Annotated in this window: 12 protein-coding genes; 5 read left to right on the forward strand and 7 right to left on the reverse strand. The window is 72.7% G+C overall.

Going from position 1 to position 16,045, the window contains the following annotated elements:
• Positions 1 to 63 precede the first annotated feature (63 nt).
• Positions 64 to 1,215 carry an acyl-CoA dehydrogenase family protein gene (locus ACLIBK_RS19530; RefSeq protein ID WP_415388973.1) on the forward strand — a complete coding sequence of 384 codons (1,152 nt, stop codon included), beginning with the start codon at positions 64 to 66 and terminating at the stop codon, positions 1,213 to 1,215.
• A gap of 82 nt (positions 1,216 to 1,297) precedes the next feature.
• Here ACLIBK_RS19530 and ACLIBK_RS19535 read toward each other — a convergent pair whose 3' ends face one another.
• The 3 genes from ACLIBK_RS19535 to ACLIBK_RS19545 all read right to left on the reverse strand — a co-directional run bounded on the left by ACLIBK_RS19535 (position 1,298) and on the right by ACLIBK_RS19545 (position 7,336).
• A complete protein-coding gene (locus ACLIBK_RS19535; RefSeq protein ID WP_415388974.1) occupies positions 1,298 to 5,758 on the reverse strand; it encodes a PAS domain S-box protein in 4,461 nt (1,486 codons plus the stop codon).
• The gene (locus tag ACLIBK_RS19540; protein ID WP_415388975.1) at positions 5,751 to 5,942 is read right to left on the reverse strand and encodes a type II toxin-antitoxin system ParD family antitoxin; all 192 of its coding nucleotides are present in this window, start codon (positions 5,940 to 5,942) and stop codon (positions 5,751 to 5,753) included. The genes ACLIBK_RS19535 and ACLIBK_RS19540 overlap by 8 nt, the downstream gene beginning before the upstream one ends.
• A 377-nt stretch (positions 5,943 to 6,319) precedes the next feature.
• Positions 6,320 to 7,336: a GNAT family N-acetyltransferase gene (locus ACLIBK_RS19545; RefSeq protein ID WP_415388976.1), complete on the reverse strand. Its 1,017-nt coding sequence runs from the start codon at positions 7,334 to 7,336 to the stop codon at positions 6,320 to 6,322.
• Between the two features lie 358 nt (positions 7,337 to 7,694).
• On the opposite strand from ACLIBK_RS19545, the gene ACLIBK_RS19550 reads away from it, so the two are divergent.
• Positions 7,695 to 8,078 (forward strand): c-type cytochrome, encoded by a 384-nt coding sequence (locus ACLIBK_RS19550; RefSeq protein WP_415388977.1) that lies wholly within the window; start codon positions 7,695 to 7,697, stop codon positions 8,076 to 8,078.
• A gap of 302 nt (positions 8,079 to 8,380) precedes the next feature.
• Here the strand turns inward: ACLIBK_RS19550 and ilvD are convergent, their stop codons facing one another.
• A complete protein-coding gene (gene ilvD / locus ACLIBK_RS19555) occupies positions 8,381 to 10,234 on the reverse strand; it encodes a dihydroxy-acid dehydratase (RefSeq protein ID WP_415388978.1) in 1,854 nt (617 codons plus the stop codon).
• A 229-nt stretch (positions 10,235 to 10,463) separates the two neighbouring features.
• Between ilvD and ACLIBK_RS19560 the strand changes: the two genes are divergently transcribed.
• The 3 genes from ACLIBK_RS19560 (at position 10,464) to ACLIBK_RS19570 (ending at position 13,270) form a co-directional block, all read left to right on the forward strand.
• The gene (locus tag ACLIBK_RS19560) at positions 10,464 to 11,858 is read left to right on the forward strand and encodes a cytochrome P450 (RefSeq protein ID WP_415388979.1); all 1,395 of its coding nucleotides are present in this window, start codon (positions 10,464 to 10,466) and stop codon (positions 11,856 to 11,858) included.
• Positions 11,859 to 11,917: 59 nt separating this feature from the next.
• Positions 11,918 to 12,289 carry a hypothetical protein gene (locus ACLIBK_RS19565; RefSeq protein ID WP_415388980.1) on the forward strand — a complete coding sequence of 124 codons (372 nt, stop codon included), beginning with the start codon at positions 11,918 to 11,920 and terminating at the stop codon, positions 12,287 to 12,289.
• Positions 12,290 to 12,487: 198 nt separating this feature from the next.
• Positions 12,488 to 13,270, forward strand: coding sequence for an EAL domain-containing protein (locus tag ACLIBK_RS19570; RefSeq protein WP_415388981.1), 783 nt, complete (start codon positions 12,488 to 12,490; stop codon positions 13,268 to 13,270).
• Between the two features lie 121 nt (positions 13,271 to 13,391).
• Here ACLIBK_RS19570 and ACLIBK_RS19575 read toward each other — a convergent pair whose 3' ends face one another.
• The 3 genes from ACLIBK_RS19575 to ACLIBK_RS19585 all read right to left on the reverse strand — a co-directional run bounded on the left by ACLIBK_RS19575 (position 13,392) and on the right by ACLIBK_RS19585 (position 15,714).
• The gene (locus tag ACLIBK_RS19575) at positions 13,392 to 14,696 is read right to left on the reverse strand and encodes a diguanylate cyclase (RefSeq protein ID WP_415388982.1); all 1,305 of its coding nucleotides are present in this window, start codon (positions 14,694 to 14,696) and stop codon (positions 13,392 to 13,394) included.
• A gap of 9 nt (positions 14,697 to 14,705) precedes the next feature.
• On the reverse strand, positions 14,706 to 15,113 hold the full coding sequence (locus ACLIBK_RS19580) for a hypothetical protein (RefSeq protein WP_415388983.1): 408 nt from the start codon (positions 15,111 to 15,113) through the stop codon (positions 14,706 to 14,708).
• A gap of 76 nt (positions 15,114 to 15,189) precedes the next feature.
• On the reverse strand, positions 15,190 to 15,714 hold the full coding sequence (locus ACLIBK_RS19585) for a GNAT family N-acetyltransferase (protein ID WP_415388984.1): 525 nt from the start codon (positions 15,712 to 15,714) through the stop codon (positions 15,190 to 15,192).
• Positions 15,715 to 16,045 lie beyond the last annotated feature (331 nt).

The raw sequence follows: 16,045 nt of genomic DNA on the forward strand, positions 1-16,045 counted from the left end.
CGAACCGTTGATCGCGGTTCCTCACAGGGGCTGGCCACTGCGGGGCACGAGGAGAACACCGCTATGGATTTCGCCCTTTCCGAGCAACAGGAGATGCTGCTCGACAGCGTGCGCCGCTTGATGGCCCGCCACGCGCCGCCGGAGGTGGTGCGCCGCCACGACGCCGAGCGCACCTACCCTTACGAACTCTATGACGCCTGGGCCGAGGCCGGGCTGCTCGGCCTCGCCTTCCCCGAGGAGTACGGCGGCGCCGGCGGCGACGCCGTGGACCTCGCCCTGGTGATCGAGGAACTGTCGCGCACCAGCACGGACTTCACCATGGCGGCCGCGGGCAGCGTGTTCTGCGGCCTCAACATCCTGCGGGTGGGTAGCGAGGCGCAGAAGCGGCACTGGCTGCCCAAGGTCATCGCGGGCGAGGTGCGGCTGGCCATCGGCATCTCCGAACCCGATGCCGGCTCCGATGTCGGCGCGCTGCGGACCAGTGCGCGCAAGCAGGGCGACCGCTGGATCGTCAACGGCCAGAAGCTCTGGACCACCGGGGCGGGGCTGCGAGGCAGCGTCATCAGCACCTATGCCCGCACCGACCCCAAGGCGCATGGCCGCCACGGGCTGTCGCTGCTGCTGATCCCCGCCGACAGCCCCGGCGTGGAGCTGCGCAAGCTGGAGATGCTGGGCCGCCGCTGCACCGGCACCTATGAGGTCTTCTTCCGCGACGTCGAAGTGCCGGACGACAACCTCGTGGGCGGCGAGAACGGGGGCTGGAACTGCCTGATGTCCGGCCTGCAGAGCGAGCGCGCCGTCTCGGCCGCCGGCAATTGCGGCGGCGCCCAGGCGGTGGTGGACCTCGCGCTGCACTATGCCGGGGAACGCGTGCAGTTCGGCCGCCCGATCGGCTCCTTCCAGGCGATCGGCCACCGCCTGGCCGACATGCAGACGGAGGTCGACGCCGCCCGCATGCTGACCTGGCGCGCCGCCTGGCTGGCCGCCCAAGGGCGCGACGCGCTGCGCGAGATCACCATGGCCAAGCTCTTCTCCGCCGAAACCTATGTCCGCGTGTCCGGCGAGGGCGTGCAGATCATGGGCGGTTACGGCCTCAACGCCGAGTTCGACATGCAGCGCTATTTCCGCGACGCCCGCAGCGCCACCATCGCCGCCGGCACCTCGGAAACCCAGCGCAACCTGATCGCCGGGCTGATGGGGCTGAAGCAGCGCTGAGGGCACGTCCCGAAGCCGTCGCCTGACCCGTCGCACTCCCAGCCCGCAGCGCGCGCTGCCCGCCGCCGGGCAGCACGGCGGGTCAGGGGGTGTCGATCAGCTCCTTGATGCGGCTGGCCAGGGCTTCCATGGCGAAGGGCTTGGTCAGCACCTGCATGCCCGCCTCCAGCTGGCCGTTGCCCACCACCGCGTTCTCCGCGTAGCCGGTGATGAACAGCACGCGCAGCCCGGGCCGGATCGCCCGCGCCGCATCGGCCAGCTGCCGCCCGTTCATGCCGCCGGGCAGGCCGACATCGGTCACCAGCAGGTCCACCCGCGCCTCCGACTGCAGCAGCCGCAGCCCGGCGGCGCCGTCCGCCGCCTCCGTCGCCGCGTAGCCCAGCTCCTCCAGCACCTCGGCCACCAGCATCCGCACCGTGGCCTCGTCGTCCACCACCAGCACGGTCTGCCCGGCACGCGCGCGCAGCGTCCCGGCGGGGGCCGGCGCCGCCTCGGCCGCGGCCGCCTCGCCCAGGTGCCGCGGCAGGTACAGGCGGACGGTGGTGCCTTCCCCGGGCGCGGAATAGATCCGCACCTGCCCGCCGGATTGCCGCACGAAGCCGTAGATCATGCTCAGCCCCAGCCCGGTGCCCTGGCCCAGCGGCTTGGTGGTGAAGAAGGGGTCGAAGGCGCGCGCCGCCACCTCGGGCGTCATGCCGGCGCCGGTGTCGGACACGCTCAGGGTGATAAAGGCGCCCGGCGGCAGGTCGCGCTCGCGCGCCGCGCGCTCGTCCAGCCAGGTGTTGGCCGTCTCGATCCGCAGCTGCCCGCCATCGGGCATGGCGTCGCGCGCGTTGATGCACAGGTTCAGCAGCGCGTTCTCCAGCTGCGGCGGGTCCACCAGCACCGGCCACAGCGCCTCCGCCCCTGCCACCTCCGTGTCGATGGCCGGGCCCACCGTGCGGCGGATCAGCTCCTCCATCCCGCGCACCAGCCGGTTCGCGTCCGTGGGCCGCGGGTCCAGGGTTTGCCGGCGGGAGAAGGCCAGCAGCCGGTGCGTCAGCGCCGCCGCCCGCCGCGCCGCGCCCTGCGCCGCGGAAACGTAGCGCGCCGCATCCGCCATCCGCCCCTGCGCCACCCGGGTGTTGAGCAGCTCCAGCGAGCCGATGATGCCGGTCAGCAGGTTGTTGAAGTCGTGCGCGATGCCGCCGGTCAGCTGGCCCACCGCCTCCATCTTCTGCGATTGCCGCAGCGCGTCCTGCGCCGCCTGCAGCTCCGCCTCCGCCCGCAGCCGCGAGGACACGTCGTTGGCGTGGTGGAAGGCCCCGGTGATGCGCCCGCCGGCATCGCGCAGCGGCGTGTAGGACACCTCCCAGTGCGGCTTGGCCAGGGTGGGGTCGCCGAACTCCTCCAGGGCGGTGAAGCTTTCGCCGGCCAGGGCACGCGCCATGAAGCCGCGGATCACCGGCGCCTGATCGGGCAGGAACAGGTCGGGGAACACCTCGCCCACCCGCACGCGATGGCCGTAGATGCGGAAGAACTCGTCCGAATGCGCCTGGTTGAAGGCGATCAGCCGGTATTCCGTGTCGAAGGCGCAGACCGGCGAGCGGTCGGACTGGATGATCTTCTCGTACAGGCGCAGCGCGGCCGCGCTCTCGCGCTCCTCGGTGACGTCGCGCGCCACGCAGAACACCAGCCCCTCGGCCGGCACCGCCGTCCAGGACAGGATGCGGTAGTCGCCGCGCCGCGTGCGGAAGCGGTTCTCGAACACCAGCGTGGCCCGTCCGTCCGCCAGGCGCTCCATCTCCGCACGGGTCCTGGCGCGGTCGTCGGGGTGTTCCAGCCATTCGGAGGTTTGTCCGACCAGTTCCGCTTCCTCCCAGCCCAGCACCCGCGTCCAGGACGGGTTCACGCTCAGCCAGACGCCGGCGAGGTCGGCCACTAGCAGCATGTCGCGGCTGACCTGCCAGATGCGGTTGCGCTCGGCCGTGCGTGCCTCGACACGCTGTTCCAGCACCTCGTTCAGCTCGGCCAGCGCCGTGGCCTGCTGCTTGCGGTCGTGGATGTCGGTGCTGGTGCCCACCCAGCCGGTGATGCCGCCCGCCTCGTCGCGCACCGCCTCGGCGCGCGCCAGGAACCAGCGATACGCGCCGTCGTGGCGGCGGACGCGGAACTCCGTCTCGTAGACCTCGCCCGTGCGCAGCGCGTGCGCCCAGGCCGCCCGCGCGCCGGGCAAATCGTCGGGGTGGATCAGCGCCGTCCAGCCCTCGGCCGTGCAGAGCTGTTCCGGCGTCGCGCCGGCATAGTTGTAGACCTGGTCGTTGAACCAGTAGAACCGCCCGTCCGGCTGGGCCGCCCAGATCTGGCTGGGCACCGCCTGGGCGAAGACGCGGAACTGCGCCTCGCTCTGCCGCAGCCCGCGCTCGGCCAGGGCGCGGTCGGTGACGTCGGCACCCTCCACGAAGATGCCCGACACCTGTCCCGCCGCGTCGCGGATCGGGCTGTACACGAAATCGACGTAGTGCTCCTCCACCGGCCCGCCCGGCACGGGCTGCGCGGCATAGAGCAGCCCGCGCGCCGCGAAGGGCCGCCCCGTGCGGAACACCTCGTCCAGCCGGTCCAGGTGGCCCTGCGCCACCGCGTCGGGCAGGGCGTCGGCCACCGTGCGGCCCAGCACCTCGCGGTGGCCCACCAGCCGCAGGAAGCCGGGATTGGCCAGCTCGATGCGGTGCTGCGGCCCCTGCAGCATCGCCATGAAGGTCGGCGCCTGCTCGAACATCTGCGCCAGGCGGTTGCGCTCCTCCACCAGCGCATCCTCCATGCGCTTGCGGCCGGTGATGTCGCTGAACAGCACCGCCACGCGATGCGCGGCCGGATCCCCGATGCGCAGCGCCCGCACGTCGAACCAGCGGCCGAACACCGCGGCGCCGTTCTCGAAATGCACGGGCTGGCCGGTCAGCGCCACGCGGCCATAGGTGTCGAACCAGTGCCGCTCCAGGTCGGGGGCGAAGTCGCTCACCCAGCGCCCCAGCACGTCCGCGCCGGTTTGCCGCTCGAAGGCCGGGTTGGCCTCCGCCACGCGGTAGTCCACCGCCCGGCCGGCCTCGTCGAACGTCATCTCCAGCACGCAGAAGCCGACATCGATGGTCTCGATCAGCGCCCGGTAGCGGGCCTCGCTCTCGGCCACCGCCTGCTGCGCCGCGCGCTGCTCGGTGATGTCCTGCACCACGCCCACGAAGCGCAGCGGCCGGCCATCCGCGTCGCGCTCCACCTCCGCCTTGCGGGCGATCCAGCGCAGCTCGCCGGTGTCGGCGCGGCGGATGCGGTAGGCCACGTCGCCCGCCACCTCGCCGCTGCGGCGCGACTCCGCGTTGGAGGGCAGCGCCGCATCCTCCGGCAGCACCAGCCGCTCGACCTCGGCGGCGGGGAAGCGGTCGCGCGGCGGCAGGCCGTACAGGCGGCAGAACTCCGGCGAGGCCTGCAGCATCCCGTCCTCCACGCCGACGGTGAAGACGCCCACCCGCCCCGCTTCCTGCGCCCGCCGCAGCCCCAGCTCGGCGTCCCGCAGCGCCTGCTCGGCGCGGTGCTGTTCCGTGCGGTCGCGCAGCACCTTGACGAAGCCCACCGCCGCGCCGGCCTCGTCGCGCAGCGGCATGGTGGTGCCGTTGGCCCAGAAGCGCCGGCCATCGGCGCGGACATGCCAGCGCTCGTCGCTGCCGCGCCCGCTCTCCAGCGCCTCGCGCATCTCGGCCGCCGGACGCCCGGCGGCGCGGTCCTCGGGCGTGAAGAAGCGCTCGGTGGGCTGGCCGAGCATCTCCGCCTCCGTCCAGCCCAGCACGTTTTCCGCCCCCGTGTTCCAGCCGGACACGCGGCCCTGCGGGTCGGTGCTGATGATGGCGTAGTCGGTGACGCTGTTCAGCGTCTGTTGCTGCAGCGCGCCGCGCCGGGTCAGCTCGGTCAGTGCCGCGTTGCGCTCGGCCAGGGCGCGGCGCAGCGCGATCTGGGTGCTGACCTGGGCCGCCAGGGTGCGGAGGGTGAAGAGCTGCCGCTCATCCAGCCCCTGGGCATGCGGCACCGTGTCCAGCACGCAGAGCGCACCGATCGGCAGCCCCTCGGCTTCCAGCGGCATGCCGGCATAGAAGCGGATGCCCGGCCCGCCGGTGACCAGCGGGTTGTCGGCGAAGCGCGGGTCGCGCGTGGCATCGGGCACCACCATGCCGCCGGGCTGCAGCAGGGTGTGCGGGCAGAAGGCGACCTCGCGCGCGATGTGGCGGGTGCCTAGCCCGACCTCCGCCTTGCCCCATTGCCGGTCCGCATCCACCAGGTGGATGCCGGCCATGGGCATGCCCAGCAGCTCGGCGGCCAGCCGCACGAGGTCATCGAAGGCCTGTTCCGGCGAGGTGTCCAGCAGCCCCGTGCGGTGCAGCGCGGCCAGGCGCTCCGCCTCCGTCCAGATCTGCGCCCCCGTCACCACGCCGCGGGGCGAAACCCCGCTGGCCGTGCCACCCGCCGCGGCGCCGTCCCCCGCCGCCCCGAGCCCGTCCTCCCCGGCCCGGTCAGTCATGGCCCGGCTCCCGCGCGGCGGGCGGCGCGTCCAGCCTACGCGGCGGGTCCACCCGGCTCAGCAGCCGCAACCCCGCCCGCACCACCTCGCTGGCGCTGCCGTAGCGGCCGGATTCCACCTGCGCCGCGATGAAGCGGCGCAACTCCGGCGTCAGGGAAACGGTCAGCGCATCATTGGCGGGCATGGCCGCGGTTCTTAGCAGTCCACCCCAGGGGATGACATCCTAACACCCGCCCGGTTCCGGGTGGGGCGGCTGTTCCTGGGTGTTCGGGCGGCGGCCAAAGGGGCGCCACCCCTCTGGACACCCCAGGACGAAGGCGAAGCCTTCGTCCCGCGCGAGGAGCTTGGGCTCCTCGACCTCATGAGTGCCTCCGGCGGAGGCGGGTTGGCCCGCGTTGTCCGTGATGACCAACCTCGGCCATCCTGCCCCCGCCGGAGGCACTCAACGCGGGGTCCGGGGAGTTCGTAACTCCCCGGCGGAGGTCCAGGAGGCAGAGCCTCCTGGCCAACGCTCACACCACCCAGACCAACCACCCCAACCCGGAAACCCGGGCGGAATCGTCAGCCGCCGAGGGGTTTGAAGAACAGAACCGTGGCTTCGGCGCGGCCCGCGGCGTCCAGGGCGTAGCCGGGGATACGGCCGGCTTCCAGCCAGCCGAGTTCGCGAAACAGCGGCTCGGCGCCGCTCCCGGCCAGGGTGTCCAGCGTCAGCAGCCGGCGGCCCAGGCCGCGGGCGGCCTGTTCGGCCCGCTGCATCAGGACGCGGGCCACGCCGCGGCGACGGAAGGCGGGGTCCACCAGCAGCTTGCGGATCTCCGCCCGGTGCGGCTGGTTCTGCGGCGTGGCGAGGTGCAGCTGCACCGTGCCGGCCATGCGCCCGTCCAGCCAGGCCGCCAGCAGCAGCCGCTTGCCCGTGGCCACCTCGGCCGACACGGCGCGCCAGTGGCGGCGCGCCACGTCGGGGGCCAGCGGCGGCAGGAAGGACACGGACGCGCCCTCCGCCACGCAGCGGATCAGGATGGCCGACAGGCGCCGCTCGGCGCTGGCGGCGGCGGCGGCGTCCAGCGCTTCCACCACCAGCCCGCGCGCCGGCTTGGCGTAGCGGAACTCCAGCGAGCGCGACACGTCGTCCAGGATGCGGATGGAGCCCGAGCGGACGTAGCCGTGCTTCTCGTAGAAGGCATGCGCGGCGTCGAAGCGGGTGTCGGTCCACAGCACGAAGCGCTGCGCCCCCGCCGCCACCGCGTGCGCTTCCGCCGCGTCCAGCAGGGATTGCGCCAGGCCGCTGCCGCGCCGGTCGCGGCGGACATAGACGCGGCAGATTTCCCAGGCCTCGTCGGCGCCCAGCGGGCGGGTGCCGACCATGCCCACCACCTCGCCGCCCTGTTCCGCCGTCCACAGCGCGCCGCCGCGCCCGGCGAAGTAGCTGGCCAGCGCCCGCAGCTCCGGGTTCTCGCCGTCCACGTCCAGGATGCAGTTGGGGTATTCGCCCCAGGCGTCGCCGATCAGCCGGATGAAGCCCGGCGCGTCGTCGTCGCGGCCGGGGCGGAGAAGGGCGGGAGAAAGCAGGTCGGCCATGGGCGCCAGCCTATCACGGGCGGCGCGCGGCCGGAGAGGTGCAACGCGCCGAGGCCCGCGGGTCCATCGCCCCTGCGCCCCGCCGGCGTCGCACTGCACCGCGCCGCGCCGTGCCGTGTCGCGCCGCTCCGCTCCGCCCTGTCCCGCCCCGCACTGCCCCGCCCCACGGCGCGGGCGCCCTTGCCCCGTCCCATCCACTGCCGGCCTCCCTGCCCCGGCGCCGCGGCGCCGGAATGCCGGCGGGGGACGCGCAACCCGGCGGTGTTCCCCCGCATTCACCTCGCGACGCGGGCGTGCAGAATAACCGGCGAAGGGACCGGCTCCTGCCGCGCCCGCCCGGACATCCAGGAAACCGCCCATGCGCCCGTTCGTCCTCGCCCTGCTCCTGAGCCTGCCCAGCCTCGCCGCCGGGGCGCAGGAGGCCGCCGCCCCGGACGGCGCGCAGCTGTTCCGCGCCCAGTGCGGCGCCTGCCACGGCATGGACGCGCGCAACCGCGTCGGCCCCGGCCTGGCCGGGGTCTGGGAACGCCGCGCCGCCGCGGTGGAGGGCTTCCGCTATTCCCCCGCCCTGCGCGCCAAGGCCGAGGGCGGGCTGAGCTGGGACGAGGAGAACCTGCGCGCCTACCTGCGCAACCCGCGCGAGCTCGTGCCCGGCGGGTCGATGCCCTATCCGGGCCTGCGCGACGAGGCGCGGCTGACCGCGCTGGTGAACTGGATCCGCGACAACGGCGGCAAGTCCTGAGGGCAGCGAGTCTTCGTTCTGGTGCGGTGAAAGAAGTAAGTCCGGGGGAGTTCACTCCCCCGGCCTGGCCGCACGGGCCGGATGTGTCAGATTCCGCCCGAAATGCCACATCCGGCCGCACCCCGGCCCGCCCGGGCAGGCGACCCCCGAGGTAATTCTCTTGACGAATCAGCCACTTGGCTGATAGGAATACCGTCCGAAACGCCCGATCCGCGCCCTTTCGGCGAGGTCCGGGTAAGGAAGTAAGATGGTAAGGAAGTAAGGCGAACCGGCCGGACGCGGCGCGCCCGGCCGGCGGTTCCTCAGCGCCGGCGCAGCATCCGCACGTCGCGCACCGCGCCGCGGGCGGCGCTGGTGGCCATGGCGGCGTAGGCCTGCAGCGCGGCCGACACCTGCCGCTGCCGCGGCGCCGCCGGCTGCCAGCCATCCGGGCGGGCGTCCATGGCGGCGCGGCGCGCGGCCAGGGTGGCGTCGTCCACCGCCAGGTGGATGGTGCGCTCGGGGATGTTGATCTCGATGCGGTCGCCGGTCTCCACCAGCCCGATCGTGCCGCCCTCCTCCGCCTCGGGCGACACGTGCCCGATGCTGAGACCGGAAGAGCCGCCGGAGAAGCGCCCGTCCGTCACCAGGGCGCAGGCCTTCCCCAGGCCCTTCGACTTCAGGTAGCTGGTCGGGTACAGCATCTCCTGCATCCCCGGCCCGCCGCGCGGCCCCTCGTAGCGGATCAGCACCACCTCGCCCGGCACCACCTTGCCGCCCAGGATGCCCTCCACCGCGGCGTCCTGGCTCTCGAACACGTGGGCGGGGCCGCTGAAGCGCAGGATGCTCTCGTCCACCCCGGCGGTCTTCACGATGCAGCCCTCTTCCGCGAGGTTGCCGTAGAGCACGGCCAGCCCACCATCGGCGGAGAAGGCGCTTTCCCGCGCGCGGATCACGCCCTTCTGCCGGTCGTCATCCACCTCTTCCCAGCGCTGGTTCTGCGAGAAGGCCACCGTGGTCGGGATGCCGCCGGGCGCCGCGCGGAAGAAGTGGCGCACCTTCTCGTCGGCGGTGCGCTTGATGTCCCAGCGCTGCAGCGCCTCGGCCATGGTGTCGGAATGCACGGTGGGAACGGAGGTATCGAGCAGCCCGGCGCGGTCCAACTCGCCCAGGATGCCCATGATGCCGCCGGCGCGGTGGACGTCCTCCACGTGCACGTCGGGCACGGACGGCGCCACCTTGCACAGCACCGGAACCCGGCGGCTGAGCCGGTCGATGTCGCGCATGGTGAAGTCCACCCCGCCCTCCACCGCCGCGGCCAGCAGGTGCAGCACGGTGTTGGTGGAACCGCCCATGGCGATGTCCAGCGTCATCGCGTTCTCGAAGGCCGGGAAGGTGGCCACCGAGCGCGGCAGCACGCTCATGTCGTCGGTCTCGTAGTGCCGGCGGGTGATCTCCACGATCCGCCGCCCGGCTTCCAGGAACAGTTCCTTGCGGTCGGCGTGCGTCGCCACCACCGTGCCGTTGCCGGGCAGCGAGAGGCCCAGCGCCTCGGTCAGGCAGTTCATGGAATTGGCGGTGAACATGCCCGAGCAGGAGCCGCAGGTCGGGCAGGCCGAGCGCTCGATCACCGCCACCTCGGCATCGGTGATCGAGCTGTCGGCCGCGGCCACCATGGCGTCGATCAGGTCCACCGAGCGCTTGACGCCGCGGTGCACGACCTTGCCGGCCTCCATCGGCCCACCCGAGACGAAGATCGCGGGGATGTTCAGCCGCATCGCGGCCATCAGCATGCCCGGCGTGATCTTGTCGCAGTTGGAGATGCAGACCATGGCGTCGGCGCAGTGCGCGTTGACCATGTATTCCACGCTGTCGGCGATCAGCTCGCGCGAGGGCAGGCTGTAGAGCATGCCGTCGTGGCCCATCGCGATGCCGTCATCCACCGCGATGGTGTTGAACTCCTTGGCGACGCCGCCCGCCGCCTCGATCTCGCGCGCCACCATCTGGCCGAGGTCCTTCAGGTGCACGTGCCCGGGCACGAACTGCGTGAAGGAGTTGACCACGGCGATGATCGGCTTGCCGAAGTCGCCGTCGCGCATCCCCGTGGCGCGCCAAAGGCCGCGGGCGCCCGCCATGTTGCGGCCGTGGGTGGTGGTGCGCGAGCGATACTGGGGCATGGGGCGATATCCTGTTCGGCAGCCCCCTCGCAAGGGGGCCGCAGGCCGGCTGCGCCGGTCGGTGCTTGCCGCCCCCTCTAGCGCGGTGTGGCCAGGGGGGCCAGCGCCTTGTTTCGGGCCCTGGCCCGCCGGGGGCGCGGCCCCTGGCACGTCACGCGGCGTGACGCCGCCTGGAAGCCTGGGGCAGCCGTGCCGATATGCCGGCTCCACCGCGAGTGCCGGAACCCCCTTGTCCGAAGCCACCGTTCTGCCGGCCGGGGCCGCCCTGCCGGTGGCGCCGCTCTCCCCCCTGCGCCTGCTGCGCACCGTGCTGCGCAACCCGATGGAGGCGATCCCGGCCGCCACCCTCACCGAGCCCATCGTGCAGCAGGGCGTGTTCAGCTATCGCCGCGTCTTCGTGATGGCGCCCGAGCTGGTGGGCCAGGTCCTGACGGCCGAGGCCGATGCCTTCGTCAAGGCGGAGGCGATGCAGCGCGCCCTGAAGCCCGCGCTGGGCGAGGCCATCCTGACCGCCGACGGCGAGCGCTGGCGCTGGCAGCGCCGCGCCGCCGCGCCGATCTTCCGGCACGAGCGCATCCTGGGCTTCCTGCCGGAAATGCTGACCGCCGCCGGCCGCACGCGCGACCGCTGGCTGGCCCTGCCGGCCGGGCAGCCGGTGGATCTCGGGCACGAGATGATGCGCACCACCTTCGACATCATCGTGGACACCATGCTCTCGGGCCGCGGCGACATCGACGTGGACCGGGTGGAGCAGGGCATCACCGATTATCTCGGCGCCACCTCCTGGGCCATCGCCCTGGCCATGCTGCACGCGCCCGCCTGGACGCCGCATCCCGGCCGCCGCCGCGCCGAGCGGGCCCGCGACTACCTGCGCGACGAGCTGCTGCGCCTGGCCACCGCCCGGCGCGGCGCCGACCCGGCGGGCCACGGCCCGGAGGGCGAGGAGCGGCGCGACCTGATCTCCCTGCTGCTGCAGGCGCAGGACCCCGACACCGGCCAGGCCATGGACGACCAGGACGTGGCCGACAACCTGCTGACCTTCATCACCGCCGGGCACGAGACCACCGCCCTGGCCCTGGCCTGGAGCTTCTACCTCCTCGCCCTGCACCCCGCCGTCGAGGCGCGCGTGCTGGCGGAAATCGCCGCCGTCACCGGCGGCGGCCCGCTGCGGCCGGACCACGTCCCCGCCCTGACCTACGTGCGGCAGGTGATCCAGGAGGCCATGCGCCTCTATCCGCCCGCCCCCATCGTCGCCCGCACCGCCCAGCGCGACGTGCGGCTGGGCGACCTGCCCGTCCGCGCCGGCACCCCCGTCTACATCCCGGTGTATTCCGTGCACCGCCACCGCACGCTGTGGGAGGAGCCGGACCGCTTCGACCCCGATCGCTTCCGCCCGGAACTGGCCAAGGCCCGCCACCGCTACGCCTTCCTGCCCTTCGGCGCCGGGCCGCGCATCTGCATCGGCGCTTCCTTCGCCACGCTGGAAGCCGTGGCGATCCTGGCCACGCTGCTGCCCGCCCTGCGCCTGTCCCTGGCCGGCAACACCGCCCCCGGCCTGCAGATGCGCATTACCCTGCGCCCCAGCCCGGGCCTGTTGATGCTGCCGGCCCGCCGCGCCGCCTGACCCCGGCCGATAGCCGCCGAGTCGACAGGGCGGGCGGGGTGGTTCATCTGCCTGCGGCCATGCCCTGGAGCCTTGACGCCCGCATCCCCGTGACGGTTCTGCCCGATGAGGCCGCGCTGGCCACCGCGCTGGCCGCGGGACCGCCGGCCGCCGCGCTGTTCGAGGCACCGCCGCCGCCCCTGCCGGCCGGGCTGCTCGCCGCGGTGAGCTTCGAGCCCTTCGGCGCGCATCTCGCCGGCTGTTCCTGCTGTGGCGGCCGCTCGCCCGCCGCGGCGGCGCTGGAGCGGTTGTTCCAGGCGCGGCAGGGCGGCGCCGCGGCCTGGTTCGACCGCGTGCTGGCCCTGGTGGAAACGCCCGCAGCCCGCGCCATGCTGGACGAGGCGCTGCAGCAGGACGTGGCAACCCTGGCGCATTTCCGCCGGGCACCCTGACAACCGCCCGCAGGCCGCAGCGATGCGCGGCTGCCCGGGGCAATGAAGCATCGCGTCGCGGCGGCACGGCAGTCATCGCAACATCGGCAGTATTCGGTGCCTCTCAGGGAAGTTTTCATGAAGCTGAGGCAACCTGTGGCACCATACGGTGCTCACTCTGAAGGAACGGGGTGATGGGCACCCCGGAGTACGCGTGACATGAGCAGCGTCGAGAACGTCGACGAATCCGACCAGCGGGCCACCAAGCCCTGTCGCAACTGCTCCGGCGGCCGCTCGGCGCCCTTTCCCTTCTCCATGGCCTTCCAGCCGATCGTGGATCTGGAAGACCGCCGCGTCGTCGCCTACGAGGCGCTGGTGCGCGGCCCGGCCGGCGAGGGTGCCAGCACCGTGCTGACCCACGTCACCCCCGACAACCGCTACGCCTTCGACCAGTCCTGCCGCCGCCGCGCGATCGAACTGGCGGCGGGGCTGGAGCTGGGGCTGGGCGGCGCCCGGCTGTCCATCAACTTCATCCCCGGCGCCATGTACGAACCGGAAAACTGCGTGCAGGCGACGCTGGCCGCCGCGCGGCGCTTCCACTTGCCCCTCGACCGCCTGATGTTCGAGCTGACCGAGAACGAGAAGGTGCAGGACGTGCCCCATCTGCGGCGCATCCTGGACGTCTACAAGCGGCACGGCTTCGTCACGGCCCTGGATGATTTCGGCGCCGGCTATGCCGGGCTGAATCTGCTGGCCGAGTTCCAGCCCGACCTGATCAAGCTCGACATGGCGCTGGTGCGCGACGTGGACCGGCACGCCGCCCGCCGCTGCATCATCGCCGGCGTGCTGCAGATGACCCGCGACCTCGGCATCGGGGTGATCGCGGAAGGGGTGGAAAGCCCGGGCGAGGTGGCGGCGCTGCGCGACATGGGCGTGCGCTGCTTCCAGGGCTACCTGTTCGCGCGGCCGGGCTTCGAGGAACTGCCGGCGGTCACCTTCTAGCCCGGCCACCGGCCGCGGCCGGCGACACGGGGCCGCCTGGCGGGACGGGGACGTGCGGCGCGCGGGAAGGGCAGAATCGGCCACCGCCCGTTTCAGGCAGGGCGCGCTTGGCGCCGTCCGTTCAGGTGCGCACGGGTTCCGGCTGCAGCCGGTGCAGCACGACGCGGTTCCGGCCGTCCTGCTTGGCCCGGTACATGGCCGCGTCGGCGGCGTTGAGCAGATCGTCCATGCCGGCGATGCCCGGGCCCATGCTGGCGCAGCCCAGGCTCAGCGTGACCGGCACGGCGGTGCCGGCATGCTCCACCGGCCGCTCGGCCACGGTGCAGCGCAGGTGTTCCGCCACCTCGGCCGCTTCCGCTTCCCCCATTCCGGGCAGCAGCACCACGAACTCCTCGCCGCCGTAGCGGGCCAGGGTGTCCACCGCGCGCAAGCCGTCGCGGCAGCGCCGGGCCAGTTCCCGCAGCACCGCATCCCCCGCCGCGTGGCCGCAGCTGTCGTTGATGCGCTTGAAGTGGTCGGCATCGAACATGATGGCCGAGAGCGGCGAGCCGTGGCGCTTCCAGCGCGCGATCTCGATCTCGCCCACGTCGAAGAGCCGGGCGCGGTTGGCCGCGCCGGTGAGGTGGTCGGTGGTCAGCAGCCGGCGCAGTTCGTCCGTGCTCACCTTGCGCTCGGCGGTGTCGCGCATCACCACGGAAAAGCCATGGATCTCCCCGTCCTGCTCGCGCAGCGCGGCCACCAGGCTCTGCATCCAGCTGCCGCGGCCGTCGCGGTTGATCCGGCGCCCTTCCTCCACGGCCCAGCCTTCGCGCCGCGCCCGCTCGATCTGCTCCTGCGCCTTGTTGCGGATGACGTCCTCGGCCGCATAGAACTGGTGCAGCGTGCGCCCCAGCACCTCCGCCTCGGTGAAGCCGGTGTGACGCTGGGCGGACGCGTTCCAGCTGTCGATCCGCCCGTCGCGGTCGAGCGAGAACAGGGCGAAGTCGTGCACCCCCGCCAGCAGGGTGCCGAACCAGGATTCCGCCTGCTGCAGCCGCCGCTCCTGCGCCACCTGCGCCGACACGTCGCTCAGCACCGCCATGATGCAGTCCGGCCGGATGCGCAGCAGGGTGCAGGACAGCACGGCGGGCCGGTCGGCCACCTGGCTGACGTGGATGCGGTGGTTCTCGCAAATCGTGCCGCGGGGTTCGTGGAAGTCGGCGACCAGGTTACGCAGCTCGGGCGCGTAGCCTTCCAGGCAGGTGAACAGGTTCTCCAGCACCGGCGTGGCCAGCAGCGGCAGCAGCATCTGCGCCGCGGGCGGGTTCAGCATCTGCACCGCGCCGCTGGCGTCGAGCTGCAGCAGCCCGGCCGGGCACATGTACAGGAAGCCGAGCAGCGCCTCGTGTTCCTCCTCCAGGGAGCCGGGCGGGGGCGCGGCGTCCATCGCGCTGGCTCAGCGCTGGATCAGCAGGAAGCGCCGGTCCAGCCCGGGGCGACGCAGCAGGCGCAGCTGCACCGGCGTGGGCCGCATCCGCAGCGTCAGCACATAGGGCACCACCGCGTCCAGCTCGGCCTCTTCCTCGAAGCGCTGGGCGACCATGTAGTTGTTCATGCAGGGTGCCACCGCCGTGAACAGGTGCTGCCCGATCACCCGGGACAGGCTGAGCCCGGCGAGCCGCGATTCGGCGGCGTTGTAGACGTCCACCACGCCCTCGGGTGTCATCCCGATCACCCCGAAGGGCAGCGCGTCCAGCGCTTCGGGCGACATGGCGGCCAGGGTGTCGGCCGAGATTTCGGGAAAGCCGTGTCCTGCGGTGGCGGCGGTCGCGGCGGCGGGGCGGGTCTGGGTCTGCGCGTCCATGCCCGGAAGCAAACCACGCCGATGGTATCGGAGCCGCTAACGCTACGGCCCCGGCATGAAATATCCCGTGCGGGCCTCAGGCTTCCGGCAGGGCGCGGTCGCCTTCCCCCAACGGCTTCTGCATGAACACCACGTCCACCCAGCGGCCGAACTTCAGCCCTGCCGCCCGCAGCACGCCGGCCTGGCGGAAGCCCAGGGACAGGTGCAGCCCGATGGAGCTCACGTTCTCGCTGTCGCCGATCACCGCCAGCATCTGGCGGAAGCCCGCGGCCTCGGCCCGGCGCAGCAGCTCCGCCACCAGCGCCTTGCCCACACCCTGGCCGCGCACGTCGTCGCGCACGTAAATCGAGTCCTCGGCGGTGAAGCGATAGGCGGAACGGTCGCGGAACTGCGCGAAATAAGCGTAGCCCACCACCTCACCGGCCTCGTTCTCCGCCACCAGCCAGTTCCAGCCATGCGCCAGCCCCTTCTCGAAGCGCCGGCCGATCTCCGCCTCGTCCGGCGCCTCTTCCTCGAAGGTGCCGGTGCCGTGCAGGACATGATGGGCGTAGATCGCGGTGATCGCGGAAATGTCGGCAAGGCTCGCGTCGCGGATCGGCAATCCCGTACCCTCCTGGTGGGCCCGCAACTTGGCGGCCTGCCGCAACGCCCGCAAGCCGCCGCGCCCGGGTGCGCACGCTGCGGCCGGGAAGAACCGCGGTCCCTGGCGCTGGCGTGGCCTTCGGGCTGGTGGGTCGGTCGGTCTTGGGTGACTCGGGCCGCGGCCAGAGGGGCCCTGCCCCTCTGGACACCCCGCCAGGAGCTTAGGCTCCTAGAGGCTGTTGTGGACCTGCTCCAGGTTGAGGAGGTTCTTGAGCATGAGGCAGGCGAAGGCGACGAGATGCAGGCCCGCGAGGGTTTCGGGGAGGCGCTCGTAGTCACGGACGAGGCGG

Origin of the sequence: Roseomonas sp. BN140053 (genome assembly GCF_047690175.1) — a bacterium.
Lineage (GTDB): Bacteria > Pseudomonadota > Alphaproteobacteria > Acetobacterales > Acetobacteraceae > Roseomonas.

Excerpts from the sequence above, each read along its gene's own strand:
- ACLIBK_RS19530 (WP_415388973.1), top strand. The coding sequence starts at position 64 with ATGGATTTCGCCCTTTCCGAGCAACAGGAGATGCTGCTCGACAGCGTG.
- ACLIBK_RS19535 (WP_415388974.1), bottom strand. The coding sequence starts at position 5,758 with ATGACTGACCGGGCCGGGGAGGACGGGCTCGGGGCGGCGGGGGACGGC.
- ACLIBK_RS19540 (WP_415388975.1), bottom strand. The coding sequence starts at position 5,942 with ATGCCCGCCAATGATGCGCTGACCGTTTCCCTGACGCCGGAGTTGCGC.
- ACLIBK_RS19545 (WP_415388976.1), bottom strand. The coding sequence starts at position 7,336 with ATGGCCGACCTGCTTTCTCCCGCCCTTCTCCGCCCCGGCCGCGACGAC.
- ACLIBK_RS19550 (WP_415388977.1), top strand. The coding sequence starts at position 7,695 with ATGCGCCCGTTCGTCCTCGCCCTGCTCCTGAGCCTGCCCAGCCTCGCC.
- ilvD (WP_415388978.1), bottom strand. The coding sequence starts at position 10,234 with ATGCCCCAGTATCGCTCGCGCACCACCACCCACGGCCGCAACATGGCG.
- ACLIBK_RS19565 (WP_415388980.1), top strand. The coding sequence starts at position 11,918 with ATGCCCTGGAGCCTTGACGCCCGCATCCCCGTGACGGTTCTGCCCGAT.
- ACLIBK_RS19570 (WP_415388981.1), top strand. The coding sequence starts at position 12,488 with ATGAGCAGCGTCGAGAACGTCGACGAATCCGACCAGCGGGCCACCAAG.
- ACLIBK_RS19575 (WP_415388982.1), bottom strand. The coding sequence starts at position 14,696 with ATGGACGCCGCGCCCCCGCCCGGCTCCCTGGAGGAGGAACACGAGGCG.
- ACLIBK_RS19580 (WP_415388983.1), bottom strand. The coding sequence starts at position 15,113 with ATGGACGCGCAGACCCAGACCCGCCCCGCCGCCGCGACCGCCGCCACC.